Raw genomic sequence first — 25,740 nt, forward strand, 5'->3', positions numbered from 1 at the left:
CGACCCCAGATGCGCGCCGACCAGACGTAACACCTGCTCGTCGTCCGGCGTGAGGCCCTTGATGCGGGTGCGGATCGCCACGCCGGACGGGCCGACGGCCACGAAGGGCGCAGCGATCGTGCGCAGCGACTCACCACGCATCGATGTACCCCCCTCCACAACGCTTGATCAGCAACAGGAAGAACGCTACCGGCCGACACTGACATTCAGTGCCCGCCAGCGTCGTGCGCGCGCTGCAACACCACGAACCAGTACACACTCACGCACACTCCTGCACACCCGAAACCGAACAGCTCCCAACCCCCGCCCTTACAAAGCCGGGGGCAGGAGGGCCCGGGCAGTCACGATCTGTCGAGGGACGCGTACGCGTGGCCCACGGGCCTCGAGATGCCGGCGACCGAGGCGGTTCGCCAGAGCTGGGCGAAGACCGTCATCGCTGTGCCTGTCAGGGCTCGTGCCGGCGGTGAGGTCATCGAGCGCCAGCGCTTTGAAGTCCTCATCCGTGCAGAGGGCGTCCCCAACGCCGTGGCCCTCACCGAGATCACGGCCATGCCGCGTGGGACCAAGCTGCCCCCTTGGGGCGCCCACGTGGTCCCGCACTCCCTGCGCCCGCCCCCGCCCCTCCTTTCGCATGCGGCGCCGGGCCCGGCCCCCCACCGAAAGAGGGGGGCCGGACCCGGCGCATCAAGGATCACAAGCACAGCCGGTCGCCTCCGGCCTCCTGCCGCCGGGCATGGGCGGGAGTGAGGGCGCCGCCGGTGCGGTGCAGTCTTTCTCCCTCGACGTCGATGTCCGGCAAGAGGGCGCCAAGCCACTTCGGCAGCCACCAGGCCGCCCGGCCCAGCAGGGCCAGGACGGCCGGCACGATCGCCATGCGAACGACGAAGGCGTCCAGCAGGACCGCGACCGCGAGCCCGAGACCGACCAACTTCATCGACTGATCGCCCGAGGCGATGAAGCTGCCGAAGACGGCCGTCATGATGAGGGCCGCCGCACTCACCACGCGTCCCCCGTGACGGAAGCCGGTCACGATCGCCTCATGCGGACTCTGCCCTGCCGCGTATGCCTCACGCATCCGCGTGACGAGGAAGACCTCGTAGTCCATGGCGAGTCCGAAGACGATACCGACCATGAGGATCGGCATGGTGCTCGTGATCGGTCCCTTCTGGTCGACGCCGAGGACGTCGGCCAGCCACCCCCACTGGAAGACCGCGACGAGTGCTCCGAGCGAGGCCCCGATCGACAGCAGGAAACCCACGGCGGCCTTGAGTGGCACCAGCACGGACCGGAACACCAGCATCAGCAACACGAACGCCAGACCGACCGTGATCCCCAGATAGGGCAGCAGTGCCCCGCTGACCTTCCGGGAGAAGTCGACCTTCATACCGGTCAGCCCCGTCACCATGGTGCGGGCACCCGTCACGTGCTGCAGGTCGGCGCTGGAGGCGCGGATGGCGTGCACCAGGTTCTCCGTCTGCGCACTGCCCGGCTTGGTACTCGGCACCACGGTCACGACCGCGGTGTCATGTGCCGCGTTGAAGGCGGCGGGACCGACCGCCGCAACCCCAGGAAGTGCCCTCACCGTCGAGGTGACCTTCCGGGCGGCGCGGGTGGCGTTCTTGCCGCCCTTGGCATCGACCACGACCGTGAGCGGGCCGTTGATGCCCGGGCCGAACCCGGCCGACAGCATGTCGTACGCCTTACGCTGCGTGGTATTGGTCGCCATGGCCCCCTCATCGGGCATCCCCAGCTTCAAAGAAGCCGCCGGTACGGCCAGCACGCCCAAACCGATCACCGACACCACCATCACCATCAGTGGCCGCCGCAGCACGAAACGCGCCCAGCGCGCCCCCACGGTCGGCTTCCCGGACGCTCTGCCCGCCGGCCTCTTGCGGGCACGCCGCCCCACGATCCGCTTGCCCGCCATGGCCAGCAGCGCCGGCAGCAGGGTCAGGGCGAGCACCACGGCCAGGGCGACCGTTCCCGCCGCGGCCAGGCCCATCTTCGTCAGCACCGGCAGACCCACCACCGACAGGCCCGCCAAAGCGATCACCACCGTCAGACCCGCGAAGACGACCGCCGAGCCGGCCGTGGCCACGGCCCGGCCGGCCGCCTCCTCCCGCTCACGGCCCTCGGCCAGTTCGGTCCGGTAGCGGGTCACGATGAACAGGGCGTAGTCGACCCCGACCGCCAGACCGAGCATCAACGCCAACGTGGACGTCTGATCGCCCAGATCCAGGGGGTTGGCCAGGGCGCCGATCACAGAAACACCGATGCCCACGCCCAGCAGTGCGGTGACCAGGGGCAGGCCGGCGGCCACCAGCGACCCGAAAGTGATCACAAGGACCACCGCGGCGATCGCCATGCCCACCACCTCCATGCCCGAACCCCCGTCCTCCGCCTGCACGGCGCTGCCCCCCACCTCAACGGCCAATCCCCCGCCGCGGGCCTTCTCCACCGTGTGCACCAGGGACGTCTTGGACTGCTCGCTCAACGCCACCGCCCTGGCCTTGTAGGCCACCGGCGCGTACGCGGTCGTACGGTCCTTGCTGACCGTGTGGGCGATGAACGGGTCGGCGACGGAGGCCACCTGCGGGGAACTCTTCTTCAGCGCAGCGACCGTCGCCTCGATCCGCGCCCGGTTCGCCCGCTCGGTCACCCGATGCCCCACCGGTACCCGAAACACCACCCGCGCCGACGCGCTCTCCACGTCCATACCGGGAAAGCGTTCCTTCAGCACATCCACGGCCCGCTGGGCCTCCGTCCCCGGCAGCGCAAACGAACTCGGGACGGCAGGGGCCGCCGTGGACGCCGCGACACCGGCCGCAACCAGGAGCACCAGCCACGCAACGGCCACACCGAACCGGTGCCGAAAGGCGAATCTGCCCAGTCTGTAAAGGAATGTAGCCACGCGGCCGTGCTCCGCTCGAAGTCGATGCTACTCAAGAAGGGGGAAATGCCCTGGTCAGGACACCAGTCCAGTCTTGAGCCGCCCCACGCCAGCCTCGTCCGCACCCGTGACGAACTTCCACCTCAGCCGCAAGGATGAACCGCGCCGGCACTCATCCCACCAGCCGACAACACCTTGACCCACGCCCTGGGGCCCGGCGCACCACAACAGCGGCCACCGCGACGAGCCCGCACAACATCACCCCGCCATCCCATCCCCAGCAGGGGCACGCCACCCGCACCCGGCCACCACCGGCTCGGACTGCCACACGGTCAGCGCCCGCACCGCCCACCACCGCTTCCTCGCGAACTCCACGATGCGGCCCAGGTACATCACAGCGATGACCGTGTACGCGGCCCGGCCGGGAGGTCGCCGAACAAAAACGGTCCGGCCGCCCGCATGGACGGCCAGGGAGGCGCCGGGTACGCGGTACAGCGGACGGCAGTCTCGCCGCAGGCCCGCACCCTCACCTCGTCTTCCGCGACCAATCCGGTGTGGCGACCGCCCACCATCGCCGCCACGGCGTTGGCCAGGGCGAACAGGTCGCCGACCGCGGCGGGCGCCGGCAGCCCGAACGCCGCGCTCGCCATGGTCTTCACGCTCGTCGAGTCCGCCCAGTAGCGGTGGCGGGCCGTGAACGCACCCCACCTCGTCGCCCGTCCGCGCTGGGGCCCGCTTCGAACGCGGCTGCCTCGCCGAACAACCCGAAGCCCACGCAGCCTGACACAGGTCAACTAAGTGGTCTGCGTCGTAAGTTCTTCGGGGGTTGACTCCGGAGCCGGTCGTGGGTGTGCGCTATCAGCTGTCGAGAGCGGTGAGGTGGAGTCGGCAGGCGCAGTCGAGTGCGTCCTCTGGGGTGCCGCTGCCGGCGGGCAGGAGGGCGTCCTGGTAGCGGTCGCTGCCGGCGTCGTACAGGACGAAGCCCCACCGGCTCGCGGTGCCGCGGTAGCGCAGGCGCATCAGCTTGAGGCTCCCGCCGTCGGCCGGTTCGCCCGCCACATAGGCGAACTGGTCCCGGTGGCGGATGCGCAGGCCGGTCAGCTGCGGCCAGGCGCTATGTACGGCACGGATGCCGCTTCGGGAAGCCCCGTCTGGCGCCGTGGGCACGTCGAGCGGAGCCGGCGATGGTTGCGCGGGCATGGCGAAGCAGCCGTGGAACCGGCGAGCTGGTGGCCCCGCGGCGCGGCGGTGTGGCTTCGCCTGTGCCTGCCGGGCATCTATGCGGTCGGGGTCCATGGCCGAGGCGGACCGTTATGTCGTGCTGGACACGTCCTTGTCTGCTCGCCGCGGGTCGGTGTCCACCAGGGACTTCAGGCGGTGGTCAGCATGTTCGGGGCGATGCCGAGGTTGCGCTCGAACTCGTCGAAGCGGGTGAAGCCGTCGAAGGCGTCAGGCATGATCAGCATGCTCCACCACTCGCTGACGTGCTCCAGGCTGCGCGCGATAGGGCCACTCCGTGTCTCGGAACTGGTCCGCCGCCTGAGATCACGCTGCCGGGGTCGTGGGCTCGTCGATCACGCTTGCGTCACCGCCGCGGATGGGACTCACGATCCACGCGTTCAGCTCGTGCGGGGTGCCGAGCCTGATCGCGCTCACCTCGTCGAGCCGGGCGAACTGCGCCGGGGTCAGCGTCACGTCCAGCGCGCCCAGGTAGTCGTCGAGCTGCGCGACGCTGCGCGGGCCGATGATCGGCACGTACGCCGTGGCCGCTCGCGCGCCCTGCTGCCGCATCCAGGCGATGGCGACATGGGAGGCCGGCACGCCGAGCTCGGCCGCGACGTCGAGGACGGAGTCGACGATCGCGGTCTTCTGCGCGGTGTCCTCGAAGAACCCGACGGCCTTGAGGTCGCTGATCCTGCCGGTGGCGCCCTGGCGGTACTTGCCGGTCAGCAGACCGCCGCCGAGCGGGCTCCACAGCGCCGCGCCCAGGCCAAGCGCCTGCGCCATTGGCAGCAGCTCCCGCTCGGCGGTGCGGTCGACCAGGCTGTACTCGACCTGGATACCGGCGACCGGTGACCAGCCGCGCAGCTCGGCGATGGCGGCGGCGCGCGACACCCGCCAGGCCGGGAAGTTCGACAGCCCGAAATAGCGGATCTTTCCGGCGCTGACCAGGTCGCCCAGGCCGCGCAGGATCTCCTCCATCGGGGTCAGGCCGTCAGGGGCGTGCACCCAGTACATGTCCAGGTGATCGGTGTTCAGGCGGCGCAGGCTGGCCTCGAGAGCCTGGACCATGTACCGGCGGCTGTTGCCGGTGTTGGAGACGGTCAGCGGTCCGACGCCGTTCATGCTGTACTTGCCCGTCAGCACGAAGTGGTCCCGGTCGGCGCCCAGGAACTCGCCGAGCAGCTTCTCGGATTCGCCGGCCTGATAGTTCTCGGCGGTGTCGATGAGCGTGCCGCCGGCTTCGGCGAACCGGTCGAAGATCTTGCGGGCCTCGGCGGGCTCGGCACCGGGGCCCCAGCCGCCACCGGCGCGCCAGCCGGTGCCGAAATTGGCGGTGCCGAGGCCGTACTCGGACACGCGCAGGCCGTTGTTGCGCCCGAAGGTGGTGTATCGCATGGGTGGACCTCTCCCTAAGACGAGTAAGACGAGTAACTTGCGTTGTGTAGGCAAAGACGCGGTTCTTGGCGCCTATAAGGTGTGTCGGGTCAGCGGGGGACGGTCACGACGATCTTGCCGACCTGGGATCCGGACTCGAGATGACGGTGGGCCCCGACGATGTCCTCCAGCGGGAAGACGGTGTCGATGACCGGTCGCAGGGTTTTGCGGGTAAGGCCGTCAAGGACCCAGTCGACGGCGGCCTTGCGGCGTGTGACGTCGGTGGTGAGCTCGAAGACCTTGTATCCCCGGATGGTCAGGCTCTTGCCGATCAACCCCATCACCGGCAGCGTCGTGGCCTCGCTGCTCAGCGCGCCGTAGACGATCACCATCGCGCCGGGTGCGGCGGCGCCGATCAAGCCCGCCAGGGCAGGTCCTCCCACGGGGTCGAAGATGACGCGGGCGCCGTGGCCGTCGGTGAGCTCGTTCACGCGGGTGACCACGTCTTCCTCGTCCGTGACGATCACTGCCTCGGCGCCTTCGTCCAGGAGTCGCCGGCGCTTGGCGCTGGTGCGGGTCAGTGCCACGGGCCGGGCTCCCACGCTGCGGGCGATCTGGATCGCGGCCAGCCCGACGCTGCTGGAGGCGGCCGGGATGAGCACCGTGTCACCGGCCTTCAGGTCCGCGGTCTCGATGAGGGCGCCGTAGGCGGTCAGGTACGCGCCCCACAGGGCCGCGGCCTGCTCCCAGGACAGGGTGTCGGGGTGCTTGACCACCGCGGTGGCGGGCGCGATGGCCAGCTCGCCGTGGATGGGGTAGTTGATGGGCGTGAGCGTGAAGTAGGGGATCATGCTGACGGCATCGCCGACGGTGAAACCTTCGACGTCCGGGCCGATGGCGTCGACCTCACCGGAGGCCTCCCATCCGATACCGGAGGGAAGCTCCACGAGGTGGTTGTTGCGGAACACCTCATCGGCTCGGTTCACCCCGAGAGCCCGGGTGCGGATGCGGATCTCGCCCTGTCCGGGTTCGCGGACCTCGATGTCGTCCAGGGTCAGGACCTCGGGGCCACCGGTGGCGTGAAATCGGACGATCTTGCTCATGTGAGTGGTCTTGCCTTTCAAGTCTGCGGAACGAAGTGGGAGTTGAGGCTCGGCGGTCGGCCGTCACCTGGTGATCCCGGGCTCCTTGTCGGACTCCAGTTGGGCGGTGCTCTGGTCCGTCGGCGTAGCCGCCCTGCGGCGTCCCAGCGTTCCGGACAGGGCGGTGAGCAGGCCGATGGCCGCGAGCACCGTGACGGTGATCATGGCGGGGGTGAAACCGGCGAGCAGGGCGTCGGGTCCGCTCTTGCCTTCGTTTCCTGCGGTGAGGACCGCGGTGACGATGGCGAGGCCGATTGCGCCGCCGATCTGCATGGAGGTGTTCAGTAGGCCGCCGGCCAGGCCTTGTTCGTGGTCAGGGATTCCCGAGGTGCCCTCGATCTGGAAGGGCGCGAACGCCAGTGTCATGCCGATGCTGATCAGGAGCATGCTGGGCAGCACACCCACGGCGTAGGGGTGGTCCCGGGCGATGGCCAGGAAGAGCGCATAGGCGGCCACGTGCGTGCTGACGCCGGCGATGATGCTGCGCGCGGTGCCGAATCGTGCGATCAGGTGCGGGATACGCGGCGAGGCGAGGGTGACGATGGCGGCGGCGGGAAGGAAGCCGAACGCGGTCTGCAGCGCCGACCACTGCAGCACCTGCTGGAAGTACAGCGTCGCCACGAACTGGAAGCCGACGTAGGCGCCGAAGAACACCGACAGGCCCACGTTGCCACGCACCAGGGAGCTGGAACACAGGATGCCCAGACGGATCAGTGGCTGTGCGCCGCGGAGCTCGATCACCACGAAGGCGGCCAGTAGTGCGGCTGCGAGCCCGAACTGCACCAGAGTGCTCGCCGTGGTCCAGCCCTTCTGCGGCGCGTCGACCACGACGTAGACGAGCAGCAGCATTCCGCCGACCAGGGTGAGTGCGCCGGGCAGGTCGTAGCTGCCGACGGTGCGCGGGCCGTCCTTGGGCAGGACACGGATGGCCGCCGCCAGAGCGATCAGCGCCACGGGCACCGGCAGGAGAAATGTCCAGCGCCAGCCGAGCTCGGTCAGTGCACCGGACAGCACCAGGCCGCTTGAGAAGCCGCTGGCACCCATGAGCGTGTAGATCCCGATCGCCTTGTTGCGGGCTGGCCCCTCGGCGAACGTGGTCGTGATGATGGACAGCGCCGCGGGCAAGGTGAACGCCGCCGACACGCCCTTCAGGAGACGGGCGACGATCAGAAGGTTCCCGTCGTCGACCAGGCCGCCGACCAGCGAGGTCAGGGCGAAGACGGCGACCGCCGTCAGGAAGACGCGGCGGCGGCCGAGGATGTCGGCGGCGCGTCCGCCCAGCAGCAGAAAGCCGCCGTAGCCGAGGACGTAACCGCTGACGATCCACTGCAGTGCGCTTGTGGACAGGCCGAGGTCGGCCTGGATCGAGGGCAGGGCGACACCCACCATGTTCACGTCCAGCGCGTCGAGGAACCCGACGATCGAGACGGTGAGCAGGATCCCCCACAGCCGCGCGTTCCATGCGAGCGAGGACGTGGACAAGGGCGATGGTGCGGAAGGACTCATGCCGGTAGGCTCACATGCTCGTATTTGAAATGCAAGCGCATCTAATGCGTGAACATTAAATGTGTGTGCATGCTACGGTGGTCGCATGGACGCTGGTGACGAGCGGCAATTGGTCAAGGAGTGGCACGATCTCCTGGTTCAGCATGCCGTCGTGTACCAGTCCCTCGAGCGTGAGTTGCAGGCACGGCACGGCATCGGCGTCAGCGAGTTCGAAGCGCTCGAAGCCCTCGCCCGCTCCGAGAACACCCAGTGCCGCGCCCAGAACCTCACTGACGTCGTGCACTTGAGCCAGAGCGCCGCAAGCCGGCTGATCGCCCGAATGGAACGCGACGGCTTCCTCAAGCGCGCCATATGCGAAGCCGACCGCCGCGGCATCCTCGTCGTCCTCACCGACGAGGGCCGCGAGCGTCATATGGAGGCCCAACCCACACGCCGCTCCGTGCTCGCCAGAACACTTCGAGAGACAGACTGACCGCTGCCCGAGTACTAAGTGGTCTGCGTCGTAAGCCCTTCGGGGTTGATCATGCTTCAGGGGTGGCGGAGGATTCTTATGGGTGATCGGCGGTGTGCCAGTCGAGTCTGGCCAGCAGATCGTCCAGGTCGGAGGTGGTGAACTTCCACTGGAACGGCTGTGCCGTGGCGTTGTAGCGGTCTTCGAAGGCTCACCATTTGGATTAGCGAAGCGTAGTGAACCTGTGGCAAGGTGCTGCGCCACGCCCGGCGCCCAGGCGACGTCGGGCACTCTCCTCGGTCGGGTCTTGCGGCCCGGTCGACCAGCGTCCGGAGGGACGTGCCACGCGGGCTGGCGGCTCCTGTCGTTCGGTACCAGGGCACGAAGGCGATTGGCTCCCAAGGCTGAGCAACGCTCAGCCTCGCTAAGCCAATCAGAGACGCTCGGAGCCGGTTCTCGACCTCGTTGAGGTCGGTGAAGTCGTTGGGCGAAGCTACCTTGCGCTGCAAACGCTTCGCCGACCACGCTGTGTCGGTTGCTCGGCGCGTGGTCTACCTCGTCACCGGCGAACGCGCGGACGAATTCGTGCCCGACACACCCTTCACGCCCTGAGAAGTGCCCGGGATTCGGCAAACGAGGCTTGTCGGCGGGCCCCGCATCTCTTCGTCCTCCTTGACGGCGGTCATGTCGACATCGATCACCCCGTCGCCCTGGAAGAGTTCCGACGCCAGGTACGCGGGGCTGCCTGATCGCCCATCGACAACTCGCGTCATTTTATTGGCCGTTGTGAGAGCGATCCGGGATCATGCCATGGCGGAGCCGCATCGGTGTCCCCTGCAAAGGACCGCGCTCCCGTACCGCATGCGGGGAGCGTCTCTGATTGGCTTAGCGAGGCTGAGCGTTGCTCAGCCTTGGGAGCCAATCGCCTTCGTGCCCTGGTACTGAACGACAGGAGCCGCCAGCCCGCGTGGCACGTCCCTCCGGACGCTGGTCGACCGGGCCGCAAGACCCGACCGAGGAGGGTGCCCGACGTCGCCTGGGCGCCGGGCGTGCGCGTAGCACTCTGCCATAGGTTCACTACGCTTCGCTAATCCAACTGGTGAGCCTCGTCCTCACTTGGGTGATCCCGCAGCACGAAGCGAAGGGCACCGTCACGTGCGCCTGATGACCAGCACGGCCACGTCGTCGAGGTGGTCCACCGCGACCGCGGCATCGAGGATCCGGTCAGCAGTCGCGTCGGCGTTCAGCCCGTCGTGGAGGGCCTCGGCGGCCAGTGTTCCGGCCCGCTCCAGTCCCGCGTCCAGCGTCAGGCCCGGCCCTTCGACCACACCGTCGGTGAGCATGACCAGAGCGGCGTCCTCCTCCAGCGTGAAGGTCTCCTCGCGGTACTCGGTGTCGGGCACGATACCCAGGACCGGACCGCCCGGCAGCTCGCGGATGTCGTGGCTGCCGTCCCTGCGTGCGCACAGCACCGGCACATGGCCGGCACTGGTCCCCGTGACCCGACCGCCGTCCGGGTCGAGATGCAGGATGGTGCAGCTGGCGAATCGCACGGGGGCCATCGCGACGAGCAGCTCGTTGGTTCGCGTCAGTACGGTTCCCGGATCCAGTTCCTGGGCGGCGATCGCGCGCATGGACAAGCGCACCTGCCCCATGAAAGCAGCGGCGTCCACGTCGTGCCCCTGGACGTCGCCGATCTCGAGAGTCACCGTACCGTCGGGCATGAGGAAGACGTCGTACCAGTCTCCGCCGATGTCGAGCCCGGCCCGGCTGGGCAGGTAGCGGGCAGCAACCTCCAGGCCCGGGAGATGCTCGGGCAGCGTAGGGAGCATGCTCCGCTGGAGCGCCGTGGCCAGCTCGACGCGAGCCTGCTGCAATCGGATGCGCTTGAGCGCCTGGCCCGCCAAATCGGCCAAAGTACTCATGAGAGCGCGCTCGTTCGGGGACGAGTGGTGCTCGCTGTCGTAGGTCACCCCCCAGGCACCGAGCGGCTGGTCGCCGACCGGGCTAAGGGGGGCGATCGACGTGGCCACATAGGAGCTGAGCCACGGAGCGCCACCTACCTCCGGCCAGCGGCGTATGTATTCCTCCTGATTCGGGATGAACTGCGGCGTGCCGGTTCGGATCGCATCGGTCAGCGGTCCCGGCTCATCCAGCAACAGTCCATGCATGTCGTCGGCCTGCCGCGGATCGACCCTGGCATCGGAGGCGACGCGTAGGCGCCTCGTCCCGCTATCGAAGAGCGCGAGCATGGCGCCTGTGCCGCCGAAGGTCGCGGCAACCCGTGTCAGGACGACCTGCTGCAGTTCCTGCTCCGTGGCGGCGGTGATCAGCGCGGAGGAGAAGGCGGCGATCTCGTCGGCGCGGCGCCGCTCGGTACTCAGCGTGGCCAGCATTTCCTGTCGGTCCTCCTCGAGCCGCGTGTCATCGCGGATCACCCCGAAGACTTGCTCGGGACCGCCATAGCCCAGCTGGATCCGTAGGGTCTGGCAGGCCAGATGGTGCCACCCGCCCCGCTTGGTGAGGAACCGCAAGCTGATCCAGGGGGACTGAGCGGCGGTCGAGTGCATGATCCGTCCCAAGGCCTCCCGGTCATCTGGGTGAACTCGCCGGACCACACTGGACAAGGAGACCGAGGCCTCCGGGAACAGCTCGGCCAGGGCGGGCGCGCCACCCAGCCATTCCAGATCCTGCTCCTGGGGTGAGTACATCCACAGGCCCAGATCTGCAGCCGCGGCCGCCAGCCGGAACGGGATCAGCAGACTGCCCAGGTCGTTGCCCGCGTCCACCGAGTGCACCCACACCAGTCGATTGCCGCCCCCGAGATCCTCCACCGGCCGGGCCTCGACGAGGCTGACCACGGACGCGCTACCCGGCCCCGCGAACAGCAGCACACGCATCGAGACCGTCTTCGTCGTGGCCCCGTGTATCAGGAGAGTCTCGGCCGCGGCCCGCTGGGTTTCGGGCAGCAAGCCAAGGAAGTTATGGCCTACGCACTGCTCCGCCGGCCTGCCCAGTGTCACGGCCATCGAGACGTTGAGGGAGCGGATGGTGCCGTCCAAGGTCAAAAGAGCCGACGGTTCACTTCTCCGAATGAGTTCGTCCAAGGTGTCCATCTGCCGCTCCCTGAGAGGCATCGAGCGATCACCCAAACGATCCTTTCCTAATCGTATTCTGGATGTTTCGGTGCAATCTCCACGTAAAGAGCTCCTGCACCCGCCCTACGCCGCCTCGAGGCCGTCAGACGGGGCAACCGACCCCGCCGGGCCGCGCAAGCTTGCCTGGGCCGTCTCTGAGCTGCACGAAGGTTTACAACGGCGCCCAACGCCGACAACCGTGGACGACTGGATCGCAGGTCACAGCGTTGATCGACGATGAGCTCGTTACGCTTGCCTTCACTTGATAAGTCACAATTGTCGTGTCAGTAGGTCCGCGAGGGCTCACGGTCGGCGCTCGGATTCCCACCGGTGCAGGGGTCACCCGCGGCGCCGGGCTCCGCCCAGGGGCCCATTGGACATCGCAGCAGGGCCGTCGAGGTGCGCGAGGTCTTCCACCACGCCTATGACACCGCCGTCCAGGAACGGGTGGATGGCCCCGACCCAGAGCCTCGCAGCCACACCTCATACGTCTCGTTCGGTGGTAATGAGTCCCGCACGACTGAGGAGGCCTCCGCCATGAATATCCCCACGTTGACAGAACTTCTGCGGGAGACCGAGGAGCGCCACGGAGCGTACGAGGCGACCGCCCCCGAGCATCACTGGTCGGATTGGTATGCCGCGTACATCGTCGCCCGTGAGAACGGCCGGACTCCCGACGAGGCGGCCGGCGACGCCGCGCTCCACATGGAAGCGTTGCAGCGATGAAGGCCGCGCAGCGTCCAGGACCACACTGCGCGGGAAGCCCCACCGTCTGAGCACTGCAAACCGCGTACGGCACGAGACGGCGTTCTGCAGGCCCGCCCGCCGGAGTCCGGCAGGTCATGGGGCTTGCGACGCGTTCCGCTATGACGTCGCCCTGCGCCCTGGCGGCGGCCGGGCGGCAGGCGTTGCCACGACGTCTCCTGAGCGCTCGCATGGGGCCGTTGCGGACGCGCGGGAGCGCATAGTCACCATGCCGGGCGCTGGTGGGCCGCATCCGCCGCGCCACAACTCACCGCCGAAGTGGCCTCGGTCCACCCATGTTCAGGACGGTTCCGGAAGATTGATCACCTTTGTCAACCGGACCATCTCTTCGTACCGTGCGATCTGTTCATCGTCGATCTGCGGCGGCGGCGCCTCCCCGGGCCGGACAGGTTGGGCGTAGTCGGCGATGATCTGTTCCGGCCCGGGGGGAGTGAACATAAAGATCATCTTCGCGGCGTGGTTGCCCTTGTTGGTGAAGCGGTGGCGGACCCCCCGAGGTACGTGGATGAAGTCCCCGGCCACGGCTGTGAAGATGTGGTCGCCGTCCAGGAACTCCAGTTCACCGTCGAGTATGTAGAACGTCTCTTCCTGCTCGGTGTGGGCGTGAGCCTGCGGGCCGCCGCCCGCCGGAACCGTGGCCTCGATGAAACCGAGTCCCCCGTTCGTCTGCGCGCCGGTTGCCTTGATCGTGTAGACGTCGCCTACGGCCCACACCGTGGGGCCCTGGCCAGACGGCACGTAGAGGGCACCGCGCTTGTCCCAGTGCGGGTCGTTGGGGTCCATTCCGGTCAGTGTAAAAGTCATGAGTGTGTCGCCTCGATTCTGATGTGGATTGACGTACGCAAGAGGCGCGCATGCGGCCTTCTGGCGCCTGGTGGGTCTGGATTCCGGGCCAGGTTCAATGTGTGGTTGCTCGGGTATCAGGCGCCTTGGCCAAGGTGGTTGCGGCGGGGTTTGAGGAGGCCAGCGAGTCCAGCAGCCTGAGCCGTTCGGCGGATTCGGAGCCGGGGGCAGCACCGTTGAAGATGATGTGCTGGTCGGGGGGACGGGACAGGCGCACGATTTCCTCGCGGAGGGTGAGGTGTCCGACGAGTGGGTGGTTGAACTCCCGGACTGCGTGGGTGCATTCGGCCACCGGCTGGGTATCCCACAACTCCACGAACTCGGCGCTTTTGAGCCTCAGTTCGCCGATCAGCTCGGTCATGAGCGGGTCATCGGGGTATTCCACCGAGGTCATCCGCAGGTAGCCGGCCACGTGGCGCGCCCAGTAGTTCCAGTCGACGATCAAGTCGCGCATCGCTGGTTCGAGGAAGATGTGCCGTGCCAGGTTCGAGGGCAGGTCCGGGCTCAGGCCGAGCAGTGCGAACCCCAATCGGTTGCCGCCGAGCAGGTCTGTGCGCCTGCCTACGATGTACACCGCCTGCTGGGTGGTGCTCTCGGCCAGAGCGATCACCGAGTCCCGCACCTCTTCAGGCCCGGCCCGATGCCTCACGACCTGTGCGGGCCATGCCAGGCGCAGCAGGTGGAGCCGCTCGATGTCGTTCAGTCGCAGCGCGCCCGCGATGGCCTCCATCACCGAACCGGACAAGTGGTGGTCCTCCCCCTGCTCGATGCGTGCGTAATAGTTCACGCTGACCCCGGCGAGCCGCGCGACCTCATCGCGCCGCAGACCCGGTACGCGGCGCGGCGAACCGTGGGTAGCGATCCCGGCGTCCCCAGGTGAGAGTGCTGCCCGTCGGGCGCGGAGAAAGTCTCCGAGCTTGGTGTTCCGTGTTCCGCCCACATTATGAGCATATGCTCCTATCAGGATGGCGGCAAGAGCACCCTCGGACCGGAACTCCTGCCCCCGAGTCCGGCGAGTGCGGGGAAGGCCCCTGCAAGCGCCTCGGCGGCGCCTGCGACCGGACGTGAACCGAGCGATGCTCGGTCTTGAGCCCATCGCCTTCGCGCCCTGGTGCCGTACGGCCGAAGCCGCCGGCCCGCGTGACGCGCCCCTGCGGACGCCGGCGAGGCCCTACCGAGGAACGTGCCCGACGTCGCCTGGGCGCCGCACGGGCGGGTCACCACCTGTCACAGGGTCGCTCCGGCTCGCTGATCCAACTGGTGAGCCTTCGGACGGGGCCCGCCGGCCCTGCGACGGTACACCGGCCCTGCGACGGTACACACGGGACAGGTAGCAGTCCTCACAAGCACACCGAGCCCTGGATCCATATCCGCGCAATGCAGCCGCCTGGAGCGCTGGATCCGGGGGCCTACCTGGACGGATATGCGTGTGGCCGCCTGGAGGGCGTTTCTGTAGGCGGTGGGGTTCTGGCTGGTCAGCAGGGTGATGACCGAAGGTCGATGATCCGCCATCCCGCAAACCACCACGAGTCGCTCTTCTCTTCACGTTATGGGTGCCCACAGCGTGGGTGCCCACGGCATGGTGAGGCACTCGCTGGGTTGGAATGTAGCGATGTAAGTGAGTATTTGATGACAGGAGGGCCCTGGTTGCCGCCGCTGCGCTGCCTAGGATTCCCCGTACGTCGCCTCTCCGGAGACCTTTCCCGGAGATCGTCGCCGCCCTGTCGGCGCTCGACGCAGAACCTGCTTCGAGCTCACGTACGGGCTCGTCGCCCTCCCGCGAGAAACGGTCCTGCGGAACGTCGAGATTGCATGCGACTCATGAGGTCTTCGGAGGAAAGGGGAATCGCGTGCCGGGCGAGGAGATCACTGGGGTCTTTGGTGCGACCGGTCCCCAAGGCGGTGGTCCGGAACGGGCGATCCCGTTCTCGCTGCGCGCTGATGCACGGTGCCAACTCACCGAACATGCCACGCGGTTGAGGTGCCCGTGAACCGGGGGAAGCGGCGCGACGGCCGCTCCTGTCGGGCGGATTCAGGGCCGTAACCGTTGCCGTTCTGCGGCGTCAGGTGCGCCGTGAACCACGGATTCGATATCGAGGGCGGTCGAAAGTAGGCACCGACGGACCTGAGGCGGCTTCCCGCACGGGAGCCAGCAACACGACGAAGCTTCGATACGAACAATCAGCGCCATGCGCCGCAGGATCCACCAGCGCGCTGGGAGAAAAGCAGTCACAGAGCCGGGGGCGCCTTGGGGGGCCAAGTCCCGCGTGCACAGGTCATACCCCAAGGCGACGGGGGCGCCTCCTTCAAGCGAGGCCGGGATTTTCTCACTGCGGCAGAAAACTGCCCGATCTCGTATTGCGTCGCAGCCCAGGGTTGACAGCGATCCCAAACACACGGCGACCGCACGGCCGGACGCCCTGTCACATCGCTGACGCCGCTGGGACATCGGACTGCAGTCCCCTGCGACGGTGCCCAAGACGGGCACCCACCACAACAACCTTGAGCACAGGAAACCATCCAACATGAAGCACAAGCGACGGACCTTCCTCGGCATGGCCGGCGGCACCGCGGTCGCTGCCGCCATCACCGGCACGGCCGTCTACAGCGCCACCGGCCTGTTCCAGGCAAGCGCACAGGCCAACCAGACGCTCGACGGCGGCAGCGAGCCGCTGGACGGCGTGAGCTCCCCGCAGTTCACCAAACTGACTCCGTTCAAGGACCCGCTGCGCATCCCTCCGACGCTGCGCCCCGGCAACGAAGCGCTCACGAAGGTCGATCTGGTGGAAGCCCAGATCCGTCTGCACTCCCAGATGCCGGCCACCCGCCTGTGGACCTACATGGGCCACTTCCCCGGTCCGACCATCGAGGTGCGCAGGGGCCAGCGGACCCGCATCGCCTGGAAGAACAACCTCAAGGGCACCATCCCCGTCAAGGCCGTGTTCGTGGCCCCGGACGGTCCCGGGCCCGGCCTGCTGCCCTACAACAGCCCGGGATCCAAGGGCGCGACCACGCGCCCCGAGGTCGACATGCTGACTGCCTGGACCACGGTCCACCTGCACGGCGGACACAACCACGCGCTGCACGACGGCGGTGCGGACCTCGCGGTCACACCCGGAAGTGCGCAGTTGGCCGAATACGGCAACGACCAGGCCGCAACGCACCTCTTCTACCACGACCACGCCATGGCGATCACCGCGTTGAATGTGCAAGCCGGACTGATGGGCCACTACGTCATCCGCGACGAGGTGGAGGACCAGCTCGCTCTGCCCGGCGGCGGCTACGAGATCCCGCTGGCGATCCAGGACGTCAACTTCGACACCGATGACCAAGGGCGGCTGACCGGGCAGATCCTCAGCAAGAAGATCACCCCGGCGAAGCCTGAGCCGGGGATGATCCCTCCGTCTTTGGCGACCTTGAGCCCGTTCACCATGGTCAACGGTGTGGTGTGGCCGTATCTGGACGTGGAGGCCCGCGCCTACCGGTTCCGCCTGGTGAACCTCTCGCCGACCCGCATCTACCGGATGGCCGTGGTGGACGAGGAGACCGGCAAGGTGGTGCGGGGGGCCATGAAGGTCCTCGCCACCGACCTGGGCCTGCTCGGCGCGCCCCAGACCATCGACGAGGCGCTGTCGCTCTCCCCCGCGGAACGCGCCGACATCGTGATCGACTTCGCTGCCTTCCGGGGCAAGAAGCTCAAGCTCGTCAACACCATCCCGGGCCAGACCCCCGGAGCCGCCCTGCCCGACTTCATCATTCCCTTCCCCGAGGTCATGCAGTTCCGCGTCGGGGCCAGGCGGAACGAGACCTACACGGTTCCGGCAAAGCTGTCTCCCGGCTTCAAGAGGCTCACCCGCTCCGACGTTCCCGAGGGCGCCGTCGAGCGGTTCGTCGTGCTCACCCTCGACAAGGCCGGCATGCCGGTGATCTGGGAGATGAAGGAGGTCTCCGGGGAGGCATCCGGCGAGGGTGTCGTGCAGATCGCCCTGCCGGGTGGAACGAAGACCCTCCGCCGGGTGGCCTCGATCTTCGAGGACGCCACCACCTTCTTCGCGGCATCCAGCACCTGGGAGAAGTGGAACCTGATCAACATCGCACCGCCCAACGTGCCGATCTACCACCCGCTCCACATACACCTGATGGATTTTCAGGTGGTGGACCGGCGTGCGATCGACGTCAGCGGTATGGACTTCGCCGCCGCAAGCACCACGGCGCCCATCACCGTCGGCGATGCGGTGCCCGTTGCGCCTGAGGAGTCCGGCTGGAAGGACACCATCACCGTCAACGCGAACACCATGGTCACGATTGGCGGAAAGATCGCCGAGCAGACCGGGCGGGTCATGTACCACTGCCACCTCTTCGACCACGAGGACGAGGGCATGATGCGGCCCCTCGTGGTCATGCCGCCCGCCGTGCACTACATCCACGGCGGCCTGATGGGGATGAGCCGCGGCGACCACCACGCGATGTAACCCGGTCATCAGCTCCTTGTCGCTGAGAGCCGCACGCTGATTCCCTCAAGCGATGGGCCTCGCGCCAAAGGACTGATCCGAAAGTCTCGTCAGGCCCCGTCGACGCTGAGCCGTTCGTGCTCTGGCTTCGACGGGGCCTACCGCGTGCCGAGTTCAGGAATCCGGAGTGCGCCGCACTGGGAACGGATGTCGCCGTGTGCATGGGCACCAGGTGGCGCAGGGGTGCCAGTCCCCCACCGCTGCAGGTCCAACGCATGACCGGGCGAGCCGGCGCGAGAACGGTAGGGCAAGCTCAGTGCGCGCGCGCCGCACTCCAGCCGTCGCCTGCTGCTGACGGCCCTGCCGGTGCGCGCGTATCAGGGGACGGCCGCTTGCTAATCATGTGGCCGACCAGGGTCTGTGTCCCAGCCCTTGACCGCCTCGCAGAGCATGCCGCGGATGAACTGCCGTTGGAAGAACACATACAGCCCACGACGGGAACCGAGATCAGCGCCGCAGCCGCTGCGAGCAGGGTGATGTGCACCATGTAGCGGCCGGAGAAGGCGCCCAGGCCCTGCGCCATCGGCTGGTGGCCCCGGTCGCAGACCAGGATCAGGGAGAGGAAGTAGTCATTCCAGGTCCACATGAAGCTGAGCAGGACGAAGGTGAGGACCGCGGGAAGCGCCCTTCGCCGGTCAGCAGTGTGTCGACCAGGCCGGCACCGACGGCGTCAACCCGACGGGTTCTTCACCGCTCAACGTCAGCTGGATTCCACGCAGTTGACAGCAGACAGCAGAGCCCGTCGCCCCGCACAGGACGCATCCGGCGACCACCCAGGCCCCTTGCTCGCCGGCCTCGGTCAGGACCTCGATATGGTTGGCGGGCCCACAGTCGTATACCGGCCGGCCATCAGCCCCCTGGCCCCCGCACGCGGCTGTGGGCGCCGCAGCACTGCGGATGAGCGCAGATCTGGAGCGGGCCGGTGACCTGGCCCAACATGTGGCCAAACTGACCCGGCTGCGCTTTCCCGGGCACACGGTCCCAAAGGACCTTCACACCACGATTCTCGAGATGAGCCGGCCGGCACAACGGCCGATGGCCCAGGTGGCCAATTGTCCTCATCTCCAAGGACGTCGACCAAGCGTTGCAGCTGGAGCAGGACGACGACCGCATGAACGAGCTGCATCGCACCCTCTTCCACCACCTGCTGGACGAGGACTGGAAGCACGGGGTTGAGACGGCAGTGGACGTGACCCTGGTGGGCTGGTACTACGAGCGCTTCGCCGATCACGCGGTGTCCGTGGCCAAGCGTGTGGTCTATCCGGTCACCGGCAGTTACGCGGATGAGCTCACGCCGTCGCCCACGGTCATCCCGGACAGCCCCGCATGACCCACATGACATCACGCCCTCGTCCCGCTCCCCCTTGGCTGTTGCCCTGAACGCCAGCCCCTCGGCCCAAGGTCCCAAGTGCGCCGCAGTGCGTCCGGGCCGCCCGGGGGGCCGTAGCCGTCCTTGGGGAAACCGGTGTCGTCGATCGCATGCGCCTGTCAGGTCTTTGCGTATAGGCGACCGGTCGTCTAGCCTCGCTTTCGAACGCCTCCACCCTCGAAGGGACCATCATGAGCACCCAAAGCCAGAAGGTCGCAGTCATCACTGGTGCCTCGCAGGGCATCGGAGCCGGGCTGGTCGTCGCCTACCGCAAGCTTGGCTACGCCGTCGTCGCCACTTCGCGATCCATTGCAGCGTCGCAGGACCCCGAGATCCTCACCGTCCAGGGCGACATCGCCGACCGTGCCACCGCAGAGCGCGTCATCGCCGCGGGTCTCGAGCGGTTCGGCCGCATCGACACGCTGGTCAACAATGCCGGGATCTTCATCTCGAACGCGTTCACCGACTTCTCCAGGGAAGAGTACGACGCCGTGCTCGGCGTGAACCTGACCGGCTTCTTCCGGATCACCCAGCTCGCGATCCAGCAGATGCTGACCCAGGGCGCCGGTCACGTCATACAGATCACCAGCACCCTGGCCGACCAGGCCAATTCCCACGTGAACTCCGTACTCGCAGCGCTGACCAAGGGCGGCTTGCAATCTGCCACCAGGGCCCTCGCGATCGAGTACGCCACCCGCGGCATCCGCAGCAACGCCGTCGCCCTGGGCGCCATCAAGACCCCCATGACCGAGGGATACTGGGACGCGCTCGCCGGCCTGCATCCGGTTGGCCGCGTGGGCGACGTGAGCGATGTCGTCGACGCGGCGGTGTACCTCGAGAACGCCCCGTTCGTCACCGGCGAGATCCTGCACGTCGACGGCGGCCAGATCGCCGGCCACTGAGCCGAAGGCGCGCCTGTCGGCCACCCCCCGATCCGCCGGGGCCACCTCCTGTCCGGATGGTCACAAAACTCCCAGCGCTCGGCGGATGGCGGTAATTTTACTAGACGACCAGTCTATATTTGAAAGTGAGAACATAGCCATGGATCTGAAACTCGAAGTCATCGTGCTGCCCGTCTCCGACGTCGACCGGGCCAAGGCCTTCTACGAGAAGGCGGGATTCCGTCTGGACCTCGACAAGACCGCCAACGAGGACTGGCGCGGCGTGCAGTTCACGCCTCCCGGCTCCAAATGCTCCATCATCTTCGGCAAAGGGGTCACCTCCGCCGCACCTGGCTCAGCCCAGGGCCTGTACCTGGTCGTCTCCGACATCGAGCAGGCACGCACGGAGCTCGTCGATCGCGGCATCGAGGTGAGTGAGATCTTCCACGACGCCGACTTCTTCTACCACGGCCACGAGGCGGGAGAGGTCACCCACCGACTCGAGGGACAGCAGCGGCTCGCCGGCCCTCAGCCCGAGCGCGCCTCCTACGGCTCCTTCGCCACCTTCAGCGACCCGGACGGCAACGGCTGGGTACTCCAGGAGATCACCGAGCGACTCCCCGGCCGCTGACTCCTGCGAGGTTCCCCGTGACCCCACGGCCTCGGCCGAGCGGCCCCTCCACACCGCGCGAACGACATGAGGACGTCCGCCCCTGCCCGCACCTGGCATGCCGGGTATTGATCACCGGGGCCCCGCGGGGCCCCGGCGCGGGTGCGGCATCGGGCAGGCTGCACCCGACGCCCTTCGCGTCGAGGGTCACCATCAACAGAGCGTCTCTGATCGGCTTAGCGAGCCTGAGCGTTGCTCAGCCTTGGGAGCCAATCGCCTTCGTGCCCTGGTGAACGACAGGAGCCGCCAGCCCGCGTGGCACGTCCCCGCGGACGCTGGTCGACCGGGCCGCAAGACCCGACCGAGGAGGGTGTGGGCGTCGCCTGGGCGCCGGGCGTGCGCGTAGCACTCTGCCACAGGTTCACTACGCTTCGCTCATCCAACTGGTGAGCCTGCGTATCCGCGGGTTGGGGCCGCTGGTCGCGGTGGAGAAGCTGTCCACATCCGCCGCCGCATGTTCGACCAGCTCCTCGATCTGCCGCTATGTAATTGCTGAAGCAAGCATCTGCACTAGTACGGAAGTACGGAAGTAACGATGACCACGATGACCGGCGGACCCCAGACCACCGAGGCAGCACCTCCAACGCCCGCCAACCCGTTTGAACGTCTGGACGATGCGCCGCAGGAACAGCAACGTCGCATCATCGGCTACCTCGACACTGTCGCCGCGCATCCCGAGATACAGCGAATGCGGTCTGCGGCCTTCGAGCTGTTCGCACCCACAGCGGGCGAACGGCTCCTTGACGTCGGGTGCGGCGCCGGGGAAGTATCCCGACAACTCGCTGCACGGGTAGGCACGACAGGCTCCGTAACTGCCGTCGACCGCTCCGCCGAGGCCATCTCCGTCGCCCAGTCGAGGCACGACGGCAGCTCAGTCACCTACATGGTCGGCGACATCACCGCCCTCGACTTCCCCGACGGCCACTTCGACGGAGTCCGGTGCGAGCGGGTACTGCAGCACCTGCCAGATCCCGATCACGCGATCAAGGAAATGATCCGTGTCACCCGGCCCGGCGGCCGTGTGTGCGTGATCGACACCGACTGGACGTCCTCCGTCGGGGACGGCTTCGACCACCTGGCCGAAGTCCTGGAACGATTCCCCTTTCCGCACCCTTCGGCCGGCCGCACCGCCCGGGCACGCATGGTCAAGGCGGACCTCCCGGTCACCACTGCCCTCCCGGTGACGCTCCGGTTCACGACGCCCGATGATGCAGCCGTCGTCGTACCGCTCTTCGATGAAACACCACTGCGAACCTGCGTACAGCCGGAACTGGTGGAACCCTTCCTCGACTCCGTCCGCCAATCCGCCGAGCGCGGCGACTTCCTGTTCGCCTTCACCATGTGGATCTCCCTCGGGCGCGTGGAAACGGTATGAAGACGCACCTGCGGGACGCTTGAGATCCTTCTGCCGACGTGACTGGCGGTCAGATCTCGGGCCACGGACGCCGGGCTGCCCCGTTAGGAGCGGTCGTCAAAGTGCCGGGCCTGTGCCGTTCAGAAATGCGTCGCTGCAGGCTCTGGTGGCGCTCAGGGCCGCCTGGGGCGATGCCGCGGGTGATTGTCTCGCTGGTCTATCGGGTGACGAGGAAGCTGTGTCGGTCTCGGTGTTGCTGCTGCGCTGGCAGGTGGCCAAGGACGCGAACTTCTTGTCCTGCGGCACGAGAACGCGGTGCTGCGTAGGCAACTCGCAGGTCCGGTGCGCTACGAATCAGCGGTGCGGGTGCCGATAATTCATCCATCCAGGTCACGGGCTTGATCGCCGAGCAGGGGTCCTTGTGGTCTCACTGCCCGTGCCGCGGCTGTATCGGCACCTGTGCTGCCGTCGACCTCAATACGACACCATTCCAGCGCATTGGAATGCTATCATTTTGGGTGTCGCTGTACCCGGCGGGAGGAGCTCTCGATGTCGCGCACCATGATCGACCTCGACGATGAGATGGTGGAGCACGCCATGCGACTGTACGGCGTGAAGACCAAGGCCAAGGCCGTGCGCATGGCCATGGAGGAGGCCGTCAAGCGTCGCCTGCGGCAGGAGGGCATCGACGCGATCAAGTCCGGCGACCTGGACCTGACCTACGACAGTCGGGCAGAGCCGGCAGCAGGGACGCGGCGTGAGTGAGCGCTTCCTGATTGACAACTCCGCCCTCCAACGCTGGCGCCAGCCAGGGGTGGCGGAGGTCCTCGATCCGCTCCACGAGGACGGCGTCCTGGCCGTGTGTGGACCGGTGGAGATGGAGGTGATGTACTCCGCGCGCAACGCCAACGACGCGAAGCGCCTGCACTGGTTCCTGTCCGGCTTCGACTACCTGCCGATGCCCGACGAGGTGTGGGACCGGGCCAAGGACGTTCAGCGACAGGCCATCGCCAAGGGCAACCACCGCGCGCTGTCCATGCCGGACCTACTGATCGCCGCGGCGGCCGAACGGCACGGTGCCACCGTCCTGCACTACGACCAGGACTACGACATGATCGCCGCGATCACGGGCCAGACCATGAAGTGGGTCGTGGCGGCGGGCACAGCCGACCGCTGACTGTGGGACGCCCCGAAGTTTCCGGACAGGGACCCAATAGGGTTGCCCTGAACAGGAAACGAGGAAGTAGAAGTGGCGCCACCGAGCAAGTACTCACCGGAGTTCCGCGAGGAAGCCGTCCAGATCGCACTCCGGTCCGCAAGACCATCTCCGAGACAGCTCGCGAGCTTGAGTTGAACCCGGAGACACTCCGTGTCTGAGTGAAGAAGCAGCATGAGCCGCCTGTCGACGCCGAGCTGACGGTGCCCTTGCCGCATACCTCATCCATGCAGGTGAGAGCGAGTTTGAGTGTCGGCCAGTGGTTGCCCGAGCCGGCACTCTCGCACGGTCGGTGGTGGTCGCGGCATGATGATCGGTCGTGCTGCTGAGACTGGCGTACCTGGGTAGGACGAACACGTTCGCGATGCTGCGGCCGCTGCCGATGAGCGGCCGCGAGAAGAATGTAGAAATCCTGACCCTGCGCCATCAGATTGCAGTCCTGGAGCGGCAGTTGAACGGGCAGCGGGTCCGGTTCCACGCGAGCGACCGGGCGTTCCTGGCCGCGTTGCTCCAGGGCCTGCCGCGGGAGGTCCTGCGCCGGATGCGACTGCTGGTGCGGCCGGACACGCTGCTGCGCGGGCACCGTAACCTCATCGCCGGCCGGCACGCCGCCCAGTCCCGGCCAAAGCGCGGGGGCCGGCCGCGCACTGTGCGCTCGATCCGAGCGCTGGTGCTGCGCCTAGTACTCCAGCAGCGTTTCGCTATCTGGCCTGGTCAGAGGCGTCGTCCGGAGTGTAGTTGGCTGATGTCGGGCCAGGGGCCGTCTTGCCGGACCGCCCCTCCATCGAGTGGAGGCGGGCATTGGTCGGGCTTCGGTCCGGACAGCCTCCCAGCGTGATCGACGAACATGCGGACGCAGCCTGGGACCGGCAACTCGACGAGCTCTTCTTGGGCATCGGCCACCGCTTTGGCCGTGCCGAACTGCGGCGCCCTACCTCCCACCAGCGCGAATGAGTATTCGGCAGGCGCACGGCTTTCGGTTCCAGCGTCCTGGACAACCACGGCCAGGGATTCCACAGCATCGACGTCTCATCCCGCCCCCGCTACCGACTGCAGCCCGGCACCAACGGCATGGAGCTGCAACCCGACACTCAAGCTGGGTAAGGAACACTGGGTGTCGCCTGGCGAACTGTTACTGACGATCAGTCCCCAAGCACGCGTATGAGGATGCGCTGGAGGCGTGCAAGGCGGACGCGACAACCCAGTGGCTGCCGGTCTACGGGATCGCCCTGGCCGCGGTCGTCTTTGCCGGCACCGCGGCATGGCCGCGCCTTGCCGGCCGACGCGCTACTGACCTTCGGGATGGCAGCACGCAGTGAGGGGGCCCGTGCGGCCCTGAGAGGGCCCGTGGTGGTGAGCCACGGGCCCTGCGCCGCCACGGGACGCGAACCCCCGGCCATGTGAGACCGTGCGGTCGCTGGTCGTGGACGTCCTGGGAGCGGAACGCATGGACCAGCTCGGGGACATCAGCCTCCGCCTCCTGGACGCCATGGGCGCCACCCCGCACCTGCGCCCGGATCTCCGCCCGGAATCGGAGAGAGGCAAGAAGGCCCGGTCCGTCCGCCGTACCGGATGACGAAATGCACCCGGCCCCCACTGCCGCGGCGCGGGCAGGCAGGGCCGGGTACTCCAGGGTGTCGCCGGGGCGGTCAGGCGGACTTGAGCCGTGCGGCGATCTGCACGACGCGCTCGGCCTGGATCTGGGCGGCGGTGCGGGTGATGTCGTCGACGGGGTTGTTGAGCTGGCCGTCCACGTGCGAGGTGCCGTACGGGTTGCCGTCCACGAACTTGGCCGGGTCGGTGAACCCGGGCGACGCGATGATGCCGCCGAAGTGGTGGACGGAGTTGTAGAGCGCCAGCAGGGTGGACTCCTGGCCGGCGTGCGCGGTCGCTGTGGAGACGAAGCCGCTGTAGACCTTGTTGGCCAGCTTGCCCTCGGCCCACAGGCCCCCCAGGGTGTCGATGAACTGCTTCAGCTGCGAGGAGACGTTGCCGAAGCGGGTCGGAGTACCGAAGATCACGGCGTCGGCCCACTCGACGTCGGCGGGGGTCGCGACGGGGATGTCCGCGGTGGCGGCGTGGTTGGCGGCCCAGGCCGGGTTGGAGTCGATGGCGGCCTGCGGGGCCAGTTCGGCGGCCTTGAGCAGCCGAACCTCGGCGCCGGCCTTGAGACCGGCGTTGCGCAGTTCCTCAGCGACCTCGGCGATGGTGCCGGTCGACGAGTAGTAGACGATTGCGAGCTTCACGGGGGTGGCCACAGGGCTCTCCGATTCGTTGTGCAGGTGCTTGGAGCAGTTGGCGGCGAGCGATTGCAGTGAATATAGACGACCGGTCTAGTAGTCGTCAAAGGTCTGCGCCGGGTGCGAACCGGGCTTCGGCGACAGCCGTCTACACAGTCGAAGCCGTC

General features: G+C 67.5%; 19 protein-coding genes and 3 pseudogenes. 13 read left to right on the forward strand and 9 right to left on the reverse strand.

The features are described 5' to 3' along the window. Positions 1-691: 691 nt before the first annotated feature. A complete protein-coding gene (locus ABZ904_RS32160) occupies positions 692-2,911 on the reverse strand; it encodes an MMPL family transporter (protein ID WP_361002345.1) in 2,220 nt (739 codons plus the stop codon). Positions 2,912-3,349: 438 nt separating this feature from the next. On the opposite strand from ABZ904_RS32160, the gene ABZ904_RS32165 reads away from it, so the two are divergent. Then, on the forward strand, positions 3,350-3,571 hold the full coding sequence (locus ABZ904_RS32165; protein ID WP_361002347.1) for a hypothetical protein: 222 nt from the start codon (positions 3,350-3,352) through the stop codon (positions 3,569-3,571). A 177-nt stretch (positions 3,572-3,748) separates the two neighbouring features. Here ABZ904_RS32165 and ABZ904_RS32170 read toward each other — a convergent pair whose 3' ends face one another. The 4 genes from ABZ904_RS32170 to ABZ904_RS32185 all read right to left on the reverse strand — a co-directional run bounded on the left by ABZ904_RS32170 (position 3,749) and on the right by ABZ904_RS32185 (position 8,136). Beyond that, on the reverse strand, positions 3,749-4,057 hold the full coding sequence (locus ABZ904_RS32170; protein ID WP_361002350.1) for a hypothetical protein: 309 nt from the start codon (positions 4,055-4,057) through the stop codon (positions 3,749-3,751). Positions 4,058-4,435: 378 nt separating this feature from the next. Further along, complete coding sequence (locus ABZ904_RS32175; RefSeq protein ID WP_361002352.1) at positions 4,436-5,509, reverse strand: aldo/keto reductase; 1,074 nt, start codon at positions 5,507-5,509, stop codon at positions 4,436-4,438. Positions 5,510-5,598: 89 nt separating this feature from the next. Further along, positions 5,599-6,591 (reverse strand): zinc-dependent alcohol dehydrogenase family protein, encoded by a 993-nt coding sequence (locus ABZ904_RS32180; protein WP_361827208.1) that lies wholly within the window; start codon positions 6,589-6,591, stop codon positions 5,599-5,601. A gap of 63 nt (positions 6,592-6,654) precedes the next feature. After that, a complete protein-coding gene (locus ABZ904_RS32185; RefSeq protein ID WP_361827211.1) occupies positions 6,655-8,136 on the reverse strand; it encodes an MFS transporter in 1,482 nt (493 codons plus the stop codon). A gap of 85 nt (positions 8,137-8,221) precedes the next feature. Between ABZ904_RS32185 and ABZ904_RS32190 the strand changes: the two genes are divergently transcribed. Next, complete coding sequence (locus tag ABZ904_RS32190; RefSeq protein ID WP_361827213.1) at positions 8,222-8,608, forward strand: MarR family transcriptional regulator; 387 nt, start codon at positions 8,222-8,224, stop codon at positions 8,606-8,608. Between the two features lie 486 nt (positions 8,609-9,094). After that, positions 9,095-9,199, forward strand: a pseudogene (locus ABZ904_RS32195) (phosphate transport system regulatory protein PhoU); the annotation flags it as partial. Between the two features lie 539 nt (positions 9,200-9,738). Here ABZ904_RS32195 and ABZ904_RS32200 read toward each other — a convergent pair. Further along, entirely contained in the window at positions 9,739-11,703 is a 1,965-nt protein-coding gene (locus ABZ904_RS32200) for a SpoIIE family protein phosphatase (protein WP_361827216.1), read from the reverse strand. Between the two features lie 558 nt (positions 11,704-12,261). Between ABZ904_RS32200 and ABZ904_RS32205 the strand changes: the two genes are divergently transcribed. After that, on the forward strand, positions 12,262-12,450 hold the full coding sequence (locus ABZ904_RS32205) for a bleomycin resistance protein (RefSeq protein WP_361827219.1): 189 nt from the start codon (positions 12,262-12,264) through the stop codon (positions 12,448-12,450). 318 nt (positions 12,451-12,768) lie between these two features. Here the strand turns inward: ABZ904_RS32205 and ABZ904_RS32210 are convergent, their stop codons facing one another. Together ABZ904_RS32210 and ABZ904_RS32215 are read right to left on the reverse strand one after the other, a co-directional pair. Further along, on the reverse strand, positions 12,769-13,272 hold the full coding sequence (locus ABZ904_RS32210) for a cupin domain-containing protein (protein WP_361827222.1): 504 nt from the start codon (positions 13,270-13,272) through the stop codon (positions 12,769-12,771). Between the two features lie 115 nt (positions 13,273-13,387). Then, positions 13,388-14,272 carry a helix-turn-helix transcriptional regulator gene (locus tag ABZ904_RS32215; RefSeq protein ID WP_361827224.1) on the reverse strand — a complete coding sequence of 295 codons (885 nt, stop codon included), beginning with the start codon at positions 14,270-14,272 and terminating at the stop codon, positions 13,388-13,390. 1,585 nt (positions 14,273-15,857) lie between these two features. Here ABZ904_RS32215 and ABZ904_RS32220 point away from each other — a divergent pair. From ABZ904_RS32220 to ABZ904_RS32260, 9 genes and pseudogenes are all read left to right on the forward strand, one after another. Next, a complete protein-coding gene (locus ABZ904_RS32220) occupies positions 15,858-17,804 on the forward strand; it encodes a multicopper oxidase domain-containing protein (protein WP_361827227.1) in 1,947 nt (648 codons plus the stop codon). A 927-nt stretch (positions 17,805-18,731) separates the two neighbouring features. Beyond that, positions 18,732-19,173 (forward strand): annotated as a pseudogene (locus ABZ904_RS32225) (PhoU domain-containing protein); the annotation flags it as partial. A 230-nt stretch (positions 19,174-19,403) separates the two neighbouring features. Then, positions 19,404-20,114: an SDR family oxidoreductase gene (locus tag ABZ904_RS32230; protein ID WP_359411992.1), complete on the forward strand. Its 711-nt coding sequence runs from the start codon at positions 19,404-19,406 to the stop codon at positions 20,112-20,114. A gap of 139 nt (positions 20,115-20,253) precedes the next feature. Then, complete coding sequence (locus ABZ904_RS32235) at positions 20,254-20,724, forward strand: VOC family protein (protein WP_361004091.1); 471 nt, start codon at positions 20,254-20,256, stop codon at positions 20,722-20,724. A 574-nt stretch (positions 20,725-21,298) separates the two neighbouring features. Then, positions 21,299-22,138: a methyltransferase domain-containing protein gene (locus tag ABZ904_RS32240; RefSeq protein ID WP_361827231.1), complete on the forward strand. Its 840-nt coding sequence runs from the start codon at positions 21,299-21,301 to the stop codon at positions 22,136-22,138. A 528-nt stretch (positions 22,139-22,666) separates the two neighbouring features. Then, the gene (locus ABZ904_RS32245) at positions 22,667-22,882 is read left to right on the forward strand and encodes a type II toxin-antitoxin system VapB family antitoxin (RefSeq protein WP_361004084.1); all 216 of its coding nucleotides are present in this window, start codon (positions 22,667-22,669) and stop codon (positions 22,880-22,882) included. Next, positions 22,875-23,294 carry a PIN domain nuclease gene (locus tag ABZ904_RS32250; RefSeq protein WP_361827235.1) on the forward strand — a complete coding sequence of 140 codons (420 nt, stop codon included), beginning with the start codon at positions 22,875-22,877 and terminating at the stop codon, positions 23,292-23,294. Before ABZ904_RS32245 ends, ABZ904_RS32250 begins: the two co-directional genes overlap by 8 nt. 358 nt (positions 23,295-23,652) lie before the next feature. After that, a pseudogene (locus tag ABZ904_RS32255) lies at positions 23,653-24,015 on the forward strand (integrase); the annotation flags it as partial. Between the two features lie 765 nt (positions 24,016-24,780). Further along, positions 24,781-24,909: a hypothetical protein gene (locus tag ABZ904_RS32260; protein ID WP_359397569.1), complete on the forward strand. Its 129-nt coding sequence runs from the start codon at positions 24,781-24,783 to the stop codon at positions 24,907-24,909. 73 nt (positions 24,910-24,982) lie between these two features. Here the strand turns inward: ABZ904_RS32260 and wrbA are convergent, their stop codons facing one another. Next, positions 24,983-25,591, reverse strand: a complete 609-nt coding sequence (wrbA, locus tag ABZ904_RS32265; protein WP_361827238.1) for an NAD(P)H:quinone oxidoreductase — start codon at positions 25,589-25,591, stop codon at positions 24,983-24,985. Between the last annotated feature and the right edge of the window lie 149 nt (positions 25,592-25,740).

The sequence above is a fragment of the Streptomyces sp. NPDC046900 genome (assembly GCF_040644975.1).
Lineage (GTDB): Bacteria > Actinomycetota > Actinomycetes > Streptomycetales > Streptomycetaceae > Streptomyces.